At 41.1% G+C, this 17,471-nt stretch carries 14 protein-coding genes and 2 pseudogenes; 15 read left to right on the top strand and 1 reads right to left on the bottom strand.

The features are described 5' to 3' along the window. Positions 1-102: 102 nt before the first annotated feature. The 4 genes from LP107_RS04515 (at position 103) to sat (ending at position 2,706) form a co-directional block, all read left to right on the top strand. Positions 103-801, top strand: a complete 699-nt coding sequence (locus LP107_RS04515) for a hypothetical protein (protein ID WP_078273549.1) — start codon at positions 103-105, stop codon at positions 799-801. Positions 802-855: 54 nt separating this feature from the next. Further along, the gene (locus tag LP107_RS04510; RefSeq protein ID WP_078273550.1) at positions 856-1,095 is read left to right on the top strand and encodes a hypothetical protein; all 240 of its coding nucleotides are present in this window, start codon (positions 856-858) and stop codon (positions 1,093-1,095) included. 41 nt (positions 1,096-1,136) lie between these two features. Beyond that, on the top strand, positions 1,137-1,355 hold the full coding sequence (locus LP107_RS04505) for a pilin (RefSeq protein WP_323533754.1): 219 nt from the start codon (positions 1,137-1,139) through the stop codon (positions 1,353-1,355). A 157-nt stretch (positions 1,356-1,512) separates the two neighbouring features. Further along, the gene (gene sat / locus LP107_RS04500; RefSeq protein ID WP_078273614.1) at positions 1,513-2,706 is read left to right on the top strand and encodes a sulfate adenylyltransferase; all 1,194 of its coding nucleotides are present in this window, start codon (positions 1,513-1,515) and stop codon (positions 2,704-2,706) included. Between the two features lie 47 nt (positions 2,707-2,753). On the opposite strand, the gene LP107_RS04495 is transcribed toward sat, so the two are convergent. After that, complete coding sequence (locus tag LP107_RS04495) at positions 2,754-3,590, bottom strand: transporter substrate-binding domain-containing protein (RefSeq protein ID WP_078273551.1); 837 nt, start codon at positions 3,588-3,590, stop codon at positions 2,754-2,756. Positions 3,591-3,868: 278 nt separating this feature from the next. On the opposite strand from LP107_RS04495, the pseudogene LP107_RS04490 reads away from it, so the two are divergent. The 11 genes and pseudogenes from LP107_RS04490 (at position 3,869) to LP107_RS04440 (ending at position 17,407) form a co-directional block, all read left to right on the top strand. Then, positions 3,869-4,659 (top strand): annotated as a pseudogene (locus LP107_RS04490) (transposase family protein). Between the two features lie 110 nt (positions 4,660-4,769). Then, a complete protein-coding gene (locus LP107_RS04485) occupies positions 4,770-5,648 on the top strand; it encodes a ChaN family lipoprotein (RefSeq protein ID WP_078273552.1) in 879 nt (292 codons plus the stop codon). Between the two features lie 2 nt (positions 5,649-5,650). Beyond that, positions 5,651-7,918, top strand: a complete 2,268-nt coding sequence (locus tag LP107_RS04480; protein ID WP_264675910.1) for a prolyl oligopeptidase family serine peptidase — start codon at positions 5,651-5,653, stop codon at positions 7,916-7,918. 104 nt (positions 7,919-8,022) lie between these two features. Then, complete coding sequence (locus LP107_RS04475) at positions 8,023-10,275, top strand: TonB-dependent receptor domain-containing protein (protein WP_078273554.1); 2,253 nt, start codon at positions 8,023-8,025, stop codon at positions 10,273-10,275. Beyond that, positions 10,275-11,234 (top strand): energy transducer TonB, encoded by a 960-nt coding sequence (locus LP107_RS04470; protein WP_078273555.1) that lies wholly within the window; start codon positions 10,275-10,277, stop codon positions 11,232-11,234. Before LP107_RS04475 ends, LP107_RS04470 begins: the two co-directional genes overlap by 1 nt. Positions 11,235-11,355: 121 nt before the next feature. Beyond that, positions 11,356-12,483, top strand: coding sequence for a ChuX/HutX family heme-like substrate-binding protein (locus LP107_RS04465; RefSeq protein ID WP_112742464.1), 1,128 nt, complete (start codon positions 11,356-11,358; stop codon positions 12,481-12,483). 125 nt (positions 12,484-12,608) lie between these two features. After that, entirely contained in the window at positions 12,609-13,403 is a 795-nt protein-coding gene (locus LP107_RS04460; RefSeq protein ID WP_079325380.1) for a heme/hemin ABC transporter substrate-binding protein, read from the top strand. A 22-nt stretch (positions 13,404-13,425) separates the two neighbouring features. Next, positions 13,426-14,436 carry a FecCD family ABC transporter permease gene (locus LP107_RS04455; RefSeq protein WP_112742832.1) on the top strand — a complete coding sequence of 337 codons (1,011 nt, stop codon included), beginning with the start codon at positions 13,426-13,428 and terminating at the stop codon, positions 14,434-14,436. Further along, the gene (locus LP107_RS04450; protein ID WP_112742465.1) at positions 14,429-15,190 is read left to right on the top strand and encodes an ABC transporter ATP-binding protein; all 762 of its coding nucleotides are present in this window, start codon (positions 14,429-14,431) and stop codon (positions 15,188-15,190) included. The genes LP107_RS04455 and LP107_RS04450 overlap by 8 nt, the downstream gene beginning before the upstream one ends. Positions 15,191-15,320: 130 nt before the next feature. Beyond that, positions 15,321-16,021, top strand: a pseudogene (locus LP107_RS04445) (transposase family protein). A 324-nt stretch (positions 16,022-16,345) separates the two neighbouring features. Continuing rightward, positions 16,346-17,407, top strand: coding sequence for a sulfate ABC transporter substrate-binding protein (locus LP107_RS04440; protein ID WP_264675911.1), 1,062 nt, complete (start codon positions 16,346-16,348; stop codon positions 17,405-17,407). The last annotated feature ends 64 nt before the right edge of the window (positions 17,408-17,471 follow it).

Here is a 17,471-nt window from a genome sequence, read left to right as displayed (position 1 = left end):
TTGTAGTTTGAGATAATTGCAAAAGAAAAAAATGCCGTCAACTTGGGAAAGTTGGCGGTGTTTTTTAAATATAAGTGCGTTAATAAATAAGGATAATTTTTAATGGCAACCAAAAAAGAAATCAATCAAACCGCCAAACTTTGGCTGGAATATTACCCTACTTTAATACAATGGGGACAATTTTTAATAAAACGATATGATTGTTTGATTGTAGGTATTTGCATAGATAAAACAACGGATAAAACAGAATATTACCCAACATTTTTTATTTTTAATCTTTTCACAAATATGCCTTGTTTGGCATTTGCCTATTGCTCTTACTTCATTAAAAAATTTGTACCAGATAGCTTCAAATACGGAGTGGATATTAGCAGTGCCAATCAATATTTGGTAGAAAACACGCCTATTTTACAACACATCAATGAACGATTTACTTTTGGTGATTATATGGAGCATATCATTCATACTTTTAATAGTGAAAATTTGTATTATCATAAAAATGGCATTGCAGAAACTTACTTTGACATTTTAACCGTCAGCAATTATTTGGGTTGTGGCGACTATTATTTTTCCCATATTGAAAAAATGAAAGCCAATATGCGTTTGGATAAGTTTTCAATAGATATTGACAATTGGGAAAAAGAGATTTTTAATACAATCAATGGAAATATGGAAGAAATTATTCAAAAAAGAATGATTAAAATTGGCTTGCCACCTGAATTAGAAAATCATAAACTTATCTATCAAAATGATAAAATTGAGTTTATTGATAAAATCAAAAGTTTGACGGCTTTGTATTGAGTTTTGGGGTAATTGAGTTTATAATTTTTAAGGTTTTTTAATTAAGGAGCATTTATGAAAACCAACACCCTACTTGCCATTATCATTGCGCTTTTAACGATTTTAATTGGTTTATTATTTTATATGTTTAGCGGTCAAGCCGAAAAACGAGCCATTAACCACATCGAACAAGAGCTGAGTATTAAAAACGATGAAAAAATGGCACAGCTTAAACAAATCGCCTTTGACCACGAAAGCATACAGCTTGCCCAGTCCGTCATCAGCCATCTAAAAATGGAAATGCAAGTTATCTAATAGACAGGGGGCAACTACCCACATCGCTTGCCGAGCTTAATTTGCCATCCAACTGGACACCCAGCAGTAAAATCAAGTCGGTTACATTGGATAATCACTCAGTCGTTACCATTAAAATTGACAATGCCACCAGTAAAGGCACGCTGATTTATACGCCCACCATTCATCAAGACAGCTACATTGATTGGCAATGCACCACGCCTGATATTAAAGACATTGAGCGACATTTGCCAACATGTTCTTATACAGGCACGCCCTAAACTTGCCACATGAAAAATACGCCTATCTTTATCATCATTTGGCATAGTTAAATTGTGGCAAAATTCTATAAGATATGGCTACTTTTATCAACGTAGCCAACAGGAACTTAGCCATGACCGACCTATCCAAAACGAGCAAGCGTTTGGCACAGACGACATTTATAGCGACCTTGTGCCACCGCACGGCAGTCCCACCCTTAAACCCCTTGTATTAACAGGCGATGAGCTTGCCAACGCCCTACAAACTGCCGAAAATTTACCCAAAATCACGCTATCTAGCCGTGAGCGTGGCGACCTTATCATGCCGGGTATTGGCGGATTTACGCCCCTTGACGGCTTTATGGGGCAAGCCGATTATGAAGGCGTGATAGCGAGCATGACGCTCGCCCAAGGCGGTGTGGACGGCACTTATCGGGACGTATTTTTTCCCATTCCCATTACCTTATCAACCGACACCACCACCGCAAACACCCTAAGCCTAGGCGACAGCGTGGCTCTCGTGGACAACACAGACGCACTCATGGGCGTGCTGATCATTAGCGACATTTACACCCCCAACAAACCTGCCGAATGCCAAGCCACCTTTGGCACGACCGACCCCAACCATGTGGGCGTGGCACAGGTGCTGGGCAGTGGCGATGTGTATTTGGGCGGAAAAGTACAAGTGTTTAGTCAAAGCGAATTTCCCACCGACTACCCCGAGATTTACAAAACCCCTGCCCAGACTCGGGCAATGTTTAAGCAAAAAGGCTGGAAAATTGTCTCTGCCTTTCAAACTCGTAACCCCATGCACCGCTCGCATGAATACCTTGCCAAAATCGCCATAGAAATCTGCGACGGCGTACTCGTGCATTCGCTCTTAGGCAAGCTAAAAGCAGGCGACATTCCTGCCGATGTCCGCCAAGAAGCCATTGGCGTGCTGATTGACAACTATTTTAAAAAAGACACCGTCATTCAGGCAGGCTACCCCCTAGATATGCGATATGCAGGCCCCAAAGAAGCCCTGCTTCATGCCCTATTCCGCCAAAATTATGGGTGCAGTCATCTCATCATAGGGCGAGACCATGCAGGCGTGGGCGATTATTATGGAGCGTTTGATGCTCAAAAGATTTTTGATACCATTGACAAGGACGCACTTATTACCAAGCCCTTAAAAATTGACTGGACGTTTTATTGTCATGGCTGTGGCGGTATGGCAAGCACCAAAACCTGTCCGCACGACCCGTCCCACCACGTCAAAATCTCAGGTACAGCGTTAAGAGCTGCCTTATCAAATGGCGATGATGTCCCCGAAACATTTAGCCGACCTAAGGTGCTAGCGGTGTTAAAACGGTATTATCAGGGGGTGTGATTGGTTCAAATAAAAACGCAAGTCTAGACTTGCGTTTTTAGATATTATCAATATCTATTCTTGTTTTTTATCATAGGTGTTGGTGCTTCCACGCCGAACCACTGCGAATGTAGTTTTTGATATGTACCATTTTGATGCACATCTTGAATGCCTGCATTTATTTTTGCTATTAGCTCATCATTACCTTTTTTGGCAACTACCACCATATTATAATAATCAAAACCCTCGCCCGTACCATTGAAATTAAATTTCAAATTTGGTTGTCCCTTGGCATAATGACGTAAGATATTTTCATGAGCATAAACCGCCTCAACTTTATCATTCACCAAATCACTAAATGCCAAAAAACTGGTTGAAGAAAGTTTTAATGTTGGATTACCCTCCCCCTTTTTAGCTATTAATTCATCAGCAAAGATCGTATTAGATTGAACACCAATATTGTGAACAACCATATCTTCAAATGTATTAATATTGGTAACACCCTCTTTGGTTAAAATCGAATCCCTGCCATGTAAATAGGCATTAGATAAAGCAAAATCAGCATCCCCACCTGCCTGCTGACGAGAAATACCTGAAATCACCAAATCAGCCTCTCCGGTGTTTAATCTACCAAGCATGTCTTCCCAAGGCGAATTAATAATCTCCACTTTAAAGTTCTGAGACTGTGCAATCGCCTGAATCATATCCACATCAAAGCCGATGATACCGCCTTTTTCATCCAAGTACTCATAAGGTGCGTAATGCGGATAGGTTAAAACCTTATACACCTTTTGATCCAAATCATCTTTTAACTCTTCCTGGATTGATTCTGATGCATTGTTTTTGTCGCCACAACCCATCAACGTAAAAACACAGAGAAGCATTACCGTAAATAAAGATTTCATCAATAACTCCTTAACCAATAATATTGATCAATGAAACAGCAATACATTTGTTGCTTAATTACAATACAGTCTAATATATTAATTCTAACATATTCATACAATAAAACAATATAAATTTTTAGCTCCAGTTCAAACGCACGCTATCAAGACAGTCATTCGTGGTGAGCTATGCCTGCCCACAACGGTTTTCCTGCTCGCAAGCAGGCTCAGGGCGAACAGAAAATCTAGTTTGGCATATTAGACCTCCTACAAAACCCCTCCCATGCTAAAATACCCCAATGAACTACGAAGCATCCACACACTTATCTGATGAAAAGTTTAAACGCTTAATTGGTGTTAAGCGAGAAGTCTTTAACAACATGCTTGCTTGTTTAGAGCAAGCACAAGCTAGCATACATCAAAGAGGTGGTAGAAAACTCAAAATTGGTATGCCCAATTTGTTAACGGCAACCTTGCAGTATTTTAAAGAATATCGCACCTATGAGCAGATAGCCGCTGACTTTGGCATCCATGAAAGCACACTTATCCGTAAAAGCCATTGGATTGAAGACACACTAAGCAAGCAAGGCTTTGCCATTGCCACCCAAACACCCACCAAAGATGACATTGCGATTGTGGATGTGAGCGAAGTGCGTGTTAATCGTTCTAAAAAAACCAAGCATTGATGTATTCTGGCAAGAAAAAGCGTCATACCGCAAAGGTGCAATGTATCATCAATCACCACAAGGTCATCTTACAAGTAGACACCAGCATCATTTAAATGCATGACTTTAAGCTCTTTAAGCGAACAAACCCAAATTTAACAAAGGCTAAGTTTATCCTAGCAGACAGTGGTTATCAAGGCATAAAACACATACATGCTAATGCCTTTACGCCACTAAAAGCAACCAAGAAATACCCATTAGTACAAGAAGCCAAAGATTATAACGCATTATTGTCTAAAACACGGGTGAGAGTAGAACATATCTTTGCCAAGTTTTAAGCCTTTAAAATGTTCTTAACCACCTATCGTAAATCATTGGCAAGATTTGAACTTAGGGTAAAGCTCGTGTTTGGGTGGATTGGGTAGTTTTGCAGGGGGTCTATTATATAAAACGATAATAAAAATAATTATTATTATTGACATTTTTTTTATTATTTAGTAATATTCCCTATCTTAATTATAGCTAAGGCAGTTTTATGTTTGTTAGGGCGTGTTTTTTGATATTTTGTGCGTTGTATGAGGCAGGCTTTGGCTTGACAAACGCTCATGCCATGCATGATTTGATAAATCTCTCATCAAAAACATCAACGGTTTTGACAACAGGTCAAATCTTTGATAAAGCCAACCGCCCCATCCCTTATGCTACTTTTGTCCAGCGACTGGCAGGAGCTGACTATGTTATCTTGGGTGAATACCATGACAGTGTGCCTCAGCACCACTTGGCAGACCAACTACTTCAAGATTTGCATAGACAAAGACCACAAGGCAGTTTGCTCTTGGAGATGCTGACCGTCGATCAGCAAGCTGCCATTGATAAAGCCCGTCAAAATCCACCTTCCTTTAAAAAATTGCCCAAAGCACTTGGTTGGCAAAAATCATGGGATTGGGCGTTGTACGGACAAATTGTGGCACAGCCGTTTGAGTTTGGCTATCCTTTGATTGCCACTAATTTGACAAAATCTGAAGTTAAAACTCTAATGCAAGGGGCAGAACCGTTAAAAGGCTATCTTTCCACCAATGATGATATTAAAGCAATATTAAAAACCCGTATTTTAAAAGCACATGGCTTTGACAAAGCAGGGCTTGATAAAGCAGACGAAAAAATCGTGGACAATATGGTTGCCATTCAGCAATTTAGAGATCGCCGAATGGCAGAAAAAATCTTATCATCGCCAAAACCCACTTTGCTTTTGACAGGGAATTATCATGCCGAGCAAGGCGTGGGTATACCAATGCACTTGATTGATTTGCAACATGGCAAAACACCCTTGACAGGCATCGTGGTATTGATGAGTAAATCTATGGGTGAATTTGATGGTCAAGACGCTGATTATATTTGGGTGATTCAAGAGTAAAAATGACATTACAAAGTAATAAAAACAAGTGGTATTTTGCAATTTGGATGATGCTTGGCTTGGCAATTAACTCATTTGCTTTAGCAGGCGGACTGTCTGATGAGATGAAAAACTCCACAAACCAACATAGCATGTCTGACCATCGTGATAGCCCTATTTCTCCCCCTGATGTTGCCAAATATCCCACGCTTTATCAAGTACACGGTGAGCTTGTGGTTGATGATTATGCGTGGCTTTATGCTGATAGCGGTGAAAGAAACCGACTTATTGAACAAGAAAACGCCCACACCGCCCATCATCTTGACCGCTCACTCATAAACACCCTAAGTCAAGAAATCAAGAAGAGAAGTAAAGTAGGTGTATCAGATGAAATTTGGTTAGATGGTGGCATATTTTTTAAAAAAGATAATACATCTTTCCCCAAAGTGTTTATCAAAAGTCAAAATAAAAACAACCAAAATGTTTGGACGCTGCTTTTGGATACCAATGCCGAAAAACAAATGCTTGGTGTGGACACTTATCAGCTTGGCATGATAAAACCTGCACCCAATGCCGCTCACATTGCCATCAGCTATGATACCATCGGTAATGAAGTGTACGCTATTGATATTGCGGATAAGACAGGTCGTGTCATTGATCGCTTGACAAAAACAGCTGGACAGGTGGTGTGGCTTAACCATGAGTATTTGGTGTATGTGAATGATTACCACAATCAGGTGTTACGCCACAAGCTCGGCACTTCCCAAAGCCAAGATGTGCCGATTTACCATAAACAAAATCAGCGGCTTGGTCTGTCTTTGGATAGTGCCAGCTCTGATGAGTTTGTTCTTTTGACGCTTGGTAACATGACTACTGCCCAAACTTTGTTTGCCAAACCAGAAGATTTGATACAGCAAGGTGAATTTACACCCTTTGGAGTGATAGAACAAGATCGTGAGTATTACTTAGAGCATTATCAAGGTAGATTTTATCTCAAACTCAGTGATCAAAATGGGGCGGCGCTATACGTTTTGACCCAAGATGATATGACAAAATGGCGACAAAATCAGCATCTGCCAAATCCGATTTTTATGCCAAATAAGAGAGCAACGTTGGAGAGTTTTGCTTTTGTCGGAGATTATCTGATTGTTAAGGTGCGGCAAGGGGGTGTGCACCAGATTTTTTATGCCAATGTCAATGATTTACGTTTTGACAAGCTCTATCATGTCATTGATAAAAAAGATAAAAATGAGCAACAGTTTGACAGCTCAATCTATGCTGGTGATCAGGTATGGCGATCGGTAAAATTTGACGACGAAGCTTATATGGTTTGGATAAAATCCAGTGGCTTTGATATCCAAGCAAACACCAATCCCCATCTGTTAAGATTGGGCTACACTTCACCGAGTACACCAAAAACTGTGCGATATTACGATCTGCTACATCACCAATTTGTGAATGTCGCTCAAACTCAAAAGGACTATCAAACCAAACGCTTATGGATTGCCAGCAAAGATGGTACAAAACTCCCCATTACTTTGGTGTACAAAACAGGTTTAACGCCTACAAAAGATACTCCTTTGTTGATTTATGGCTATGGAGCGTATGGATTTAGTCTTGATCCTGTTTATGGCAGTAGCTATATTTCTTTGTTGGACAGAGGATTTGTTTATGTGTTTGCTCACATTCGGGGTGGAGGCGAGCTTGGACAGGCGTGGCACAACGACGGTAAGCTTACTAAAAAACAAAACAGTTTTGATGATTTTGTTACCGTTACTAAAAGCTTACATCAACAAGGCTACGGTTCGCCTGCCAATACCTTTGCAATGGGAGAAAGTGCAGGAGGTCTTGTTGTTGCTAACGTCTGTACTACCCACCCTGAGCTTTATAAGGCATGTGTTATGCAAGTGCCGTTTTTGGATGTTTTGTCCAACTACCATCAAGGCAAAACAGACGATGAAGACCAGTATTCAGAGTGGGGCGACCCAAGTATGGTAAGTGATTATCGCACCATTGCCCATTATAATCCTTATACCAATTTGACAGTGAAGCATTATCCTAACATGCTAATCATCGCTCATCGCCAAGATGCAAGAGTAAATTTCGTGGACAGTTTGAAGTTTATTGCCAAGATTAGGGCGTATCAAATTGATAACAACCATAGCTTACACTTAATTGCCATCAAAGACGGCGGACATAGTGGTACAGGACAAAATAGTCGTGTCGCTAATAATGCCATGGCATATGCATTTATCTTGCAGCAATGCAGTTCTTGCCAGACCTTAGAATAAAAAATCACTTACCTTAAACCTGTCAAGCCAATTTTTTGCTATCCAAAGCACGGTTTAAGGTAAATCAAAAATCAATAAACCTAACCTAAATTTAGGAGTTTAAAATGTCAACATCTCCCATTGTTTTTCAAAAAACGAAGCTTGCTTTATGTCTATCAGTAGTTTTTTGTGTAACTGCGTACGCTGACAATGAATTGGTATTAGAAGAAGTTACCATCAGTGCCAAGCAAACCATCAATAAAAAACCCTTTACTACCTCCCAAGCGATTACGAGTATTGACAAAGAGACGATTGACCGTTCGGTAACAGGGCTTGACAGCGTAGTGCGATCTACTGCAGGGGCGTTTACCAGCATGGATACCCCACAAGGCACGCTCAATGTCAATGTGCGGGGCATGACAGGCTTTGGACGAGTAAATACGATGATAGACGGCGTACCACAAACCTTGTTTGGAGTAACAGCGACGAGTGAAGGTGAAGGTGGATTTCACACTTCACCGCCATCCAGTAGCACTTTTGGAGCGGTCATTGACAGCAATTTTTTGGTAGGAGCAGACATCAGTCGTGGCGGACAGGGTGGCTCGCACGGCACCAATGCTTTGATGGGTAGTGTCAATTTTAGAACAATAGGTGTTGATGATATTATCCAAGATGATAAAAACTGGGGAGTATTGAACAAATATACCTACGGCACAAACAAACTTGGACACAATGCAATGTTGGCAGGAGCGGTAAAAGGCGAATTATCTGCAGGAGGATCGCTTGGCATAATGCTGGCGACCAGTGGTGCAAACAAATCCACAGATTATAAACGAGGCGATGGTAAACTTGCTAGCCATAACGATTATGTCATTTCAAAAGTGCAAAAACCACGATCTTATCTGGCAAAATTGGAATATCAACCAAGCGACATGCACAGTTTTATCTTGTCAGGACGAGATTATCGCACCAACATCGGTGGGCGACAGCTGAATAATAACGCTTATGGCGTAGACTACTACTTTACACCCGACAATCGTCTTGTGGATTTAGCGTTTAAGGCTAATACCACAGCAACAACTCAATCTATGAACCGTACTGCCAAGTATCAAACACTTGAAAATGCTGTCGCTAAAAACCGCTCTAACTATTTTGATCTAAGTAACATCAGTCGCTTTGACGGAAATTTTGGTAAGTTGACGAGTCGTTATGGTGTGTCCTTTTTGACCAATGATTATAGTCGCACAGCAGTTGCTGACAATGAAGATAGTTACAATTACACCCCTTTCTCACCGACAGGCAAACAAACCATCAAAAGCGTATACATGGACAACACCTTTGAAAAAGGCAGGTTTGGAATGGACTTATCATTGACCTATGCTGATTCCGAATTTGAAGGCTTTAAGCCTGCTTGTGGCACGGAGGGAGGTGTGCAGGTGCCTTGTTTTCCAATCGGTGAAGCAGTCGTTTCCAATCGCTCCAAAGACGTCAATGGTAAAATCGCCCTGTCCTATCAGGTTACTGATTGGTTTATGCCTTTTGTGAGCTATGCTCGCACCAGTCGCATGCCTAACATTCAAGAAGTGTTTTTTAACAATCAGGGTGGCGGATCCATGAATCCATTCTTAAAGCCTGAAAAAGCCGATATCAAAGAAGTAGGTTTTAACATTTTTAAGCACGGAATACTCGCGGACAGCGATACTTTTGGGTTAAAGGCAACCTATTTCCATAGCAAAATTAAAGATTATATTCATGCCCAAACATTCTACCTTAGAACCGATGGCAAGCTAACAAATGACATTAATGATGATATCGTCGGATTTAATGCGCCCATTTCTGTTAACTCTCTAGAACCTGTTACATCAAAAGGCGTGGAATTGATGGCAAATTATGATACAGGCAGGTATTTTGCAAACTTATCCTACACTCACGCTAAGTCTGACCAACCTGTCAATATAAATTCAGGACATCATGACTTTGGTTTTACAGGGGGCGGTACAGATCGTTTGCCAACCGATTATTGGACGGCAGAAGTCGGAACTCGTGCGTTCAATAACAAGTTATCATTGTCAGCACAGGTTAATTACTATGGTAAAAATGCTCGCTTAAACCCTGACTATATAAGCTTAACAGGCGAAGAGCAGCTACAAAAAATGCCCAAAAATCCAATCATTACCAATTTGTTTGCTCATTATCAAGTTAATCAAGATTTAACTTTGAGAGCAGGAATAGAAAACGTCTTTGATAAACTTTATATTCACCCTTTAAATAGTCAAAACAGCAATTACAGCCAACTTGACGACAATGGCGAACCAACCTTATTTACCAACTACGCAAGGGGTAGAACAGCGACAATTGGCTTAGAGTATCGGTTTTGATGATAGAGAAAGGATTGACCAACTCCCAAAAAGGGGTAGTGTGGTGCTTAGTCGTTGCAGGGCATAGTTTAGCGGTGTGGGGTCTTTTATGGACAAAAGTGCCACAGTTGCCAAGTGCTGTGGTTACTCCTTTACAGGTAGAATGGATTGAACTTGCCAATCTAGCCACGCCTGCAACACCGACAAATCAAACCAGATTGGATAATGCCAATCCACCCAAATCTGACCCAAAACCTGAACAGACATCAGTTTTGATAAAGAAACCGATAAAAAAATCGGTTGAACAACCAATCAAACAATCGGTTCAAAAAACCAAGCCAGCACCCAAAACAAAAATAGAGACAACCCCAATCACAGGCAATCAAACACCAGACCAGGCAAAAAATACGTGGACGATACAAGCTCATGATTCTTTTTCAGAAGAACAGCCAACCAACCAACCAGAACAAAAAACGACAAACGCCGAACAGGACAATGCCAAAGATGACAATAAACAGAGTGATAATGCCAAGCAAGGTGTTGGTAATCAAAGCAGTGAAAAGGATAATAAAGCAGATAGCTCCAAAATATCAAGTAGTCATGTTGGAAGTGGCAAAAACAATCACAGTAACACAGGATCATCAAGTGATAATACCAATCAGGCCAAGTCAAATGCTCTAGAACAAAGTTGGGCTGCCAAAGTGCGAGTCAAAATTGAAAAAAATCTTGATTATCCAGAAGAGGCACTTTCTAAAAAATGGAGTGGAAAACCCACGCTCAAAATTACCATTGACAAGACAGGGCGTGTGTTATCGGCAAGTGTTGCCAAAAGCAGTGGAAAAAGCATTCTGGATAAGGAGGCAATAGCCACTGCACAAAGAGCTTCCCCTTTGCCTGCACCGCCTGATGAAATTATGAGAGGAGAGTCTAGCAGGAGTTTTATAATTCCTGTGCGATTTGATTTAAAAAGCCATCGCTAAGTAAAGAGAGGATCAATGTCAAGATATTAATAGAGATTTACCTTTAAGCAAGTCATGAGAGTGAGTTATCATTCATTCTTAAAAGTTAAACCTTGGATTTATCCAACGCTAGGAGAACCTGATGAAAACCGACAAATTTTTATTAAACAGCACCGCCCCAAAAGTGGCAAGCATCACTTTGGAGCCTTTTCAAAAAAATACCACGCTTTGGCAAACTTATCAAGCCAAAAAAGCTGACATGCCCATGCTTTTCCCTACTGAAGGGGCAAAACTGCTAGGTGTGAGTGAGTTTGAATTGCTGTTGTCATCACCAAACAGCGTTTATCTTGGGAGCGATTGCCGTCCCATGCTGTTGCGATTACATGAATTGGGTCAAGTGGAAAATATTGTCCGCAATGAATTTGCTGTTCATGAAAAAACAGGACAGTTTTTAGGTTTGGAACTTGGACAAACGATGGGAATGGCGTTGAATCAAGGCGGTTTAGATTTGCGAGTGTTTTTAAATCATTTTAAGTTTATGCTTGCTATTGTGGCTACGGACGATAAACCCAGCTATCAAATTGCGTTTTTTGATGAATTTGGGCAAGCGGTAGATAAGGTGTTTTTAAATCCCATTACTGATGAAAAAATCACCCTTTGGCAAACCCTGACCGCCGATTTTGCTAAAACGGTTCAAAAGACATCAATAGAGGTTTTATACCCTGAAATACAAGGTAATTGGCAGGTCAAACATCTTGATGAGAATCAAAAAGCAGACTTTCACCATGATTGGTTGGCGATGACTGACATTCATCAATTTTATAAAATTTTATCCACGTATCAATTAGATCGCCAAAGTAGCTATGTAAACGCTCCTTCAAACTACACCAAACGCCTAAATCCAAAAGTTTTAGAGTCTTTGTTGAGTCGTGCGAGCGAACAGGCGTTACCGTTGATGATTTTTGTGGGCAATACTGGTATGGTGCAAATTTATGCAGGTACGATCAAGAATATCAAAAAAATAGGGCATTGGCTGAATATCATGGATAAAAAATACAGTCAATTTACATTGCATCTCAATGATAAGATGATTGAAAGTGTATGGTGGATCAGACGCCCACATTCGGACGGTTATACGATTGCCTTAGAGGGTTTTGATAAGCATGGTAATAGCATCATTACCATTTTTGGCGAACGTACCGAAGGACAAAAACAAGATCCTAATTGGCAAGTTTTTGCCGAAGCACTGGCAGCAGAATTTGCATATTAATACTTAACTTATCATTTAAGCTAAATGACCAGTTTATTATGATGGATTGTTCTTTGCTTTAATCAAGGGTTGTACAAAAACTAAGCTTGGTACAAACAGAATATTCTATTGTGAGGAGAAATGCTATGAAATTATTTGTAAAGAGTTTGTTGGTTGGGGTAGTTTTTACTACTACCCTTGCCAATGCTTATGAGCGTATCGTGGTATTAAGTGGTGATGTGGGCGATATTGTTACTGCATTGGGTGATGCCAAAAAAGTGGTGGGACGAGACAATACGAACAGAAATCCTGCCTTAGCTCATGCCAAATCTATCGGAACACATAGAAATCTGACACCTGAACCGATTGTTGCCTTAAAACCTGATCTGGTTCTTGGTAGTTATATGGTGCAACCACCTACTTTATATAAACGCTTAAACAGTTTAAAGATCAAGGCGGTTAATGTTGCCCCTACCGAGAGTGCGACGGATTATATCAAAGCGATCACCACAATCGGTCAATATTTAGGTAAAGAGCAACAAGCAAAAAAATTATCAAGCAGATGGCAACAGGGTATGGCTACCAAAAAACCAACAAAGGTTCGCTATTTGTTGAGTTACGACGGACGTATTGTAGCAGGTAAAGGCACGGTGGGCGATGAACTGATTAAACGAGCAGGTGGTGTGAATGCAGTAAACATTCAAGGATTAAAGCCACTTTCTCGTGAAGGTTGGCTCGCCGCCAAAGCCGATGTCATCATTATCGCTAAGCACAACCAAGCCACGCTTGGAACGATCAGTGAATTTATCAAACGCCCAGAGATTTCGGCAAACCCTGCCGCCAAAAAAGGTAAAGTATATTATTGGCCTGCTAATGACTTTTTAAGATATGGACTTGATAGTCCAGAAATCGTGAGCAAACTGCATGCTTTGGCAAAATGATCGCCTTGATAAGCTAATAACGATGGCAAAGTTTTTTAACAAATCACCCCTAATCTCTTGGGTAGATGTCAGTATTGGTGTTTTACTGATTGGACTGGTGATATTTTTGGCATTAGGGGTGGGGTTTGGCACTTGGGAGAATCCCTTGCGAATGGATGAGATTGCTTGGCAGATTCGCTACCCACGTATTTTGACCGCCTTATTGGTGGGCTTGTGCTTATCGGTGGGTGGTTCGGCATTACAAGCTTTATTCCAAAATCCCTTAGCCGACCCTAGCTTGATTGGCACTTCTGGTGGTGCAGCGTTGGGTGTGGTATTTGCCTTGTCGTTGGGTCTTGGTGAGATGTCTTTTCTGGGTCTTGATTTGGCAGGTATTGGTGTATCGCTTTTTGCCTTTTTGGGAGCGATGAGTGTTTGTGGGCTGATTTTATTATTTTATCGTCTGTTTGGTGGTGGTCAGGTAGGGTTGCTCATTTTGGGATTTGTGATGAGTGCATTTTGTGGAGCATTGGTCAGTTTGGTTTTGTTCATGTCGGATGATTTGACTTTGCGGTCGGCGACTAATTGGCTGTCTGGATCTATGGCGGAGGCGGGCTTTGTGCCATTTTCCTATGTGCTTGTTGCAATCGGTTTTGGACTTGTGATTTTATTGCCAATGGGACGCAAGCTAGATATTCTAATGCTCGGTGAAAAAACCGCCATTTCTATGGGGCAAGATGTTGGTAAGATTCGCCTTTTGACGGTCATTGGTGCAGCACTTTTAACTGCTTCGGCGGTGGCATTAGCGGGTGTGATTGGATTTATTGGCATGATGATTCCAAATTTGCTGGCCTATGCATGGGGCGGATCTCGCACACGACTCATGATAGGCTCTGGAGTACTAGGGGCAGTAGCAATGCTTATTATTGATACGGTTGCACGTTTCTTGACTTATCCTGTTGATGTACCTGTCGGTATTGTGTTAGCACTCATTGGCTCACCGTTTTTTATATGGATTTTCATCAAAACCAATCAAAGAGGCAATCGTGGCTGAACTTTTTACCCTGCAAAATTTGACAATCAAAACCGCTCAAAAAACTTTACTTAACATTCCAAATCTTGTGGTTCCACAAGGTAAATTGGTCAGTCTAATTGGAGCAAATGGGGCGGGAAAATCTACGCTGTTAAGTGCTTTATTGGGACAGACGGACAATGCTACATTAAGTGGAAAAATTTTGTGTCAAAACCGCCCGATTGACAGCGTGATTAAAGAAGGTCAAATTGCTTTGGTAGGGCAGCATGAATATTTTGAGTTACCTTTGACGACATTGGAATATGCCTTGCTTGGTGTTGCACCCCAACTAGCATGGTATCAGCAACCAAACCAAAATGATACTAAAAAAGCATTGGCACTCCTAAGTAGTTTTGAACTTGACACTTTTGCCCATAAACGCATCACGAGCTTGTCTGGGGGAGAACGTCAACGTCTTGCGATTGTACGAGCGTTGATGCAAGACACACAAATTTTACTTCTTGACGAACCTACTAATCATTTAGATATCAAGCATGAGCGGGCATTGTTTGTATATTTAAGAAACCTAGTAAAACAAAAACAAAAAAGTCTCGTGGTGGTTTTACATAATTTAACCTATGCTTACCGATACAGTGATGAGATTATTGCCTTAAAAGCAGGCGAGCTTGTCGCTCAGGGCGTGCCAGACATGGTAATGAATGAGACAGTACTCGCCACACTTTATGACACGCCCATCAGACGTTATCATACCGACGATGGGGTGATGATTGGATAGTTGGGTTGGTTTTAAAATAAGTGCACTCATAACTGTACGATAACGAAATAATGTATTTATAAAAAAGCGTCATTATTTTCATGTTTTAAGTAGACCTCCTGCAAAACCCTTCCTATGCTAAAATACCCCAATGAACTACGAAGCATTCACACACTTATCTGATGAAAAGTTTAAACGCTTAATTGGTGTTGAGCGAGAAGTCTTTAACGGCAACCTTGCAGTATTTTAAAGAATATCGCACCTATGAGCAGATAGCCGCTGACTTTGGCATCCATGAAAGCACACTTATCCGTAAAAGCCATTGGATTGAAGACACACTAAGCAAGCAAGGCTTTGCCATTGCCACCCAAACACCCACCAAAGATGACATTGCGATTGTGGATGTGAGCGAAGTGCGTGTTAATCGTTCTAAAAAACCAAGCATTGATGTATTCTGGCAAGAAAAAGCGTCATACCGCAAAGGTGCAATGTATCATCAATCACCACAAGGTCATCTTACAAGTAGACACCAGCATCATTTAAATGCATGACTTTAAGCTCTTTAAGCGAACAAACCCAAATTTAACAAAGGCTAAGTTTATCCTAGCAGACAGTGGTTATCAAGGCATAAAACACATACATGCTAATGCCTTTACGCCACTAAAAGCAACCAAGAAATACCCATTAGTACAAGAAGCCAAAGATTATAACGCATTATTGTCTAAAACACGGGTGAGAGTAGAACATATCTTTGCCAAGTTTTAAGCCTTTAAAATGTTCTTAACCACCTATCGTAAATCATTGGCAAGATTTGAACTTAGGGTAAAGCTCGTGTTTGGGTGGATTGGGTAGTTTTGCAGGGGGTCTATTAATTCTAACATATTCATACAATAAAACAATATAAATTTTTAGCTCCAGTTCAAAAGCACGCTATCAAGAAAGTCATTCGTGGTGAGCTATGCCTGCCCACGATGGTTTTCCTGCTCGCAAGCAGTCTCAGAGCGAACAGAAAATCTAGTTTGGCATATTTTTTAGACTGCTACCATATTTTCAATCCCATTTCCCCGCCATAAATTCCCAAACTGAATAACGATTTCCCATTTTTATGTTAATCATTTTAAGCATTATATTTTACAATAACTCATCTTTTTAACTTGTTTTGATTTGGAGTATCTCATGAAAACCGCCCTTTTACCCCTAAGCCTTACCTTATCTGCCCTTGTCCTAACCGCCTGTGGGGGCGATAACCAAACTGCCGACAACAAAGCCACAACAGGCAACACAAGCGGTCAAGTGGAGCTGTTAAACGTGTCCTATGACGTGGCACGGGATTTTTATAAGGATTATAATCCCATTTTTATCAAGCATTATCAAAGCGTAAATCCTGACATCAAGGTCAATATCAAACAGTCGCATGGCGGGTCAAGCAAGCAAGCCCTATCGGTCAAAAATGGACTAGAAGCGGACGTGGTTACAATGAATCAAGGCTCGGACGTGGAACTACTTGCCGAGGGTCAGCTTGTGGACGGCAAATGGCGACAAAACCTGCCTAATAACGCCATTCCCTTTACCAGTACAATTGTCTTTATCGTGCGAGACGGCAATCCTAAGGGCGTAAAGGATTGGGCGGATTTGGCGACAGACGGCAAAGAGATTATCATCGCCAACCCAAAAACGTCAGGCAACGGTCGCTATGCATTTTTGGGGGCGTATGGCTACGGGCTACACGCCTTTAATAAGGACGAAGCCAAAACGCATGAGTTTGTCAAGGGCTTACTTGGTAACGTTAAAGTCTTTGAAAATGGCGGACGAGCGGCAACCACGACATTTGCCCAACGTCAGATAGGAGACGTGCTAATCACCTTTGAAAATGAAGCCAACGTCATCAAAGAAAAATTTGGCAATATCCAAATCATCTACCCAAGCTATACCATCAATGCCGAAAACCCTGTGGCGGTGGTAGACGCAGTTAGTGCCAAAAAAGGCACGACAGACGTGGCAAAAGCCTACCTAGAATACCTATACAGCGATGAAGGGCAGGAGCTTGCGGTCAAGTATTTCTTACGCCCAAGCAATCCCGACATTCTTGCCAAGCATGCCGACAAATTCCCCCAAATGCAGACCTTTTTCCCCAATGACGTCTTTGGCGATTGGCAGTCTATCATGACGACTTATTTTAAAGAAGGTGGCGTGTACGACACATTGGCGGTGGGGGCGACAGGGCAAGTGGCACAATAACCCAAACAGCATTTATGACTTAAGCCCGTCCATGTACGGGCTTTTTTATGCCAATTTTACATAA

Origin of the sequence: Moraxella bovis, from assembly GCF_025985205.1 — a bacterium.
GTDB classification, from domain to species: Bacteria; Pseudomonadota; Gammaproteobacteria; order Pseudomonadales; family Moraxellaceae; genus Moraxella; species Moraxella bovis.
This window is presented reverse-complemented; position numbering and strand designations above follow the sequence as displayed.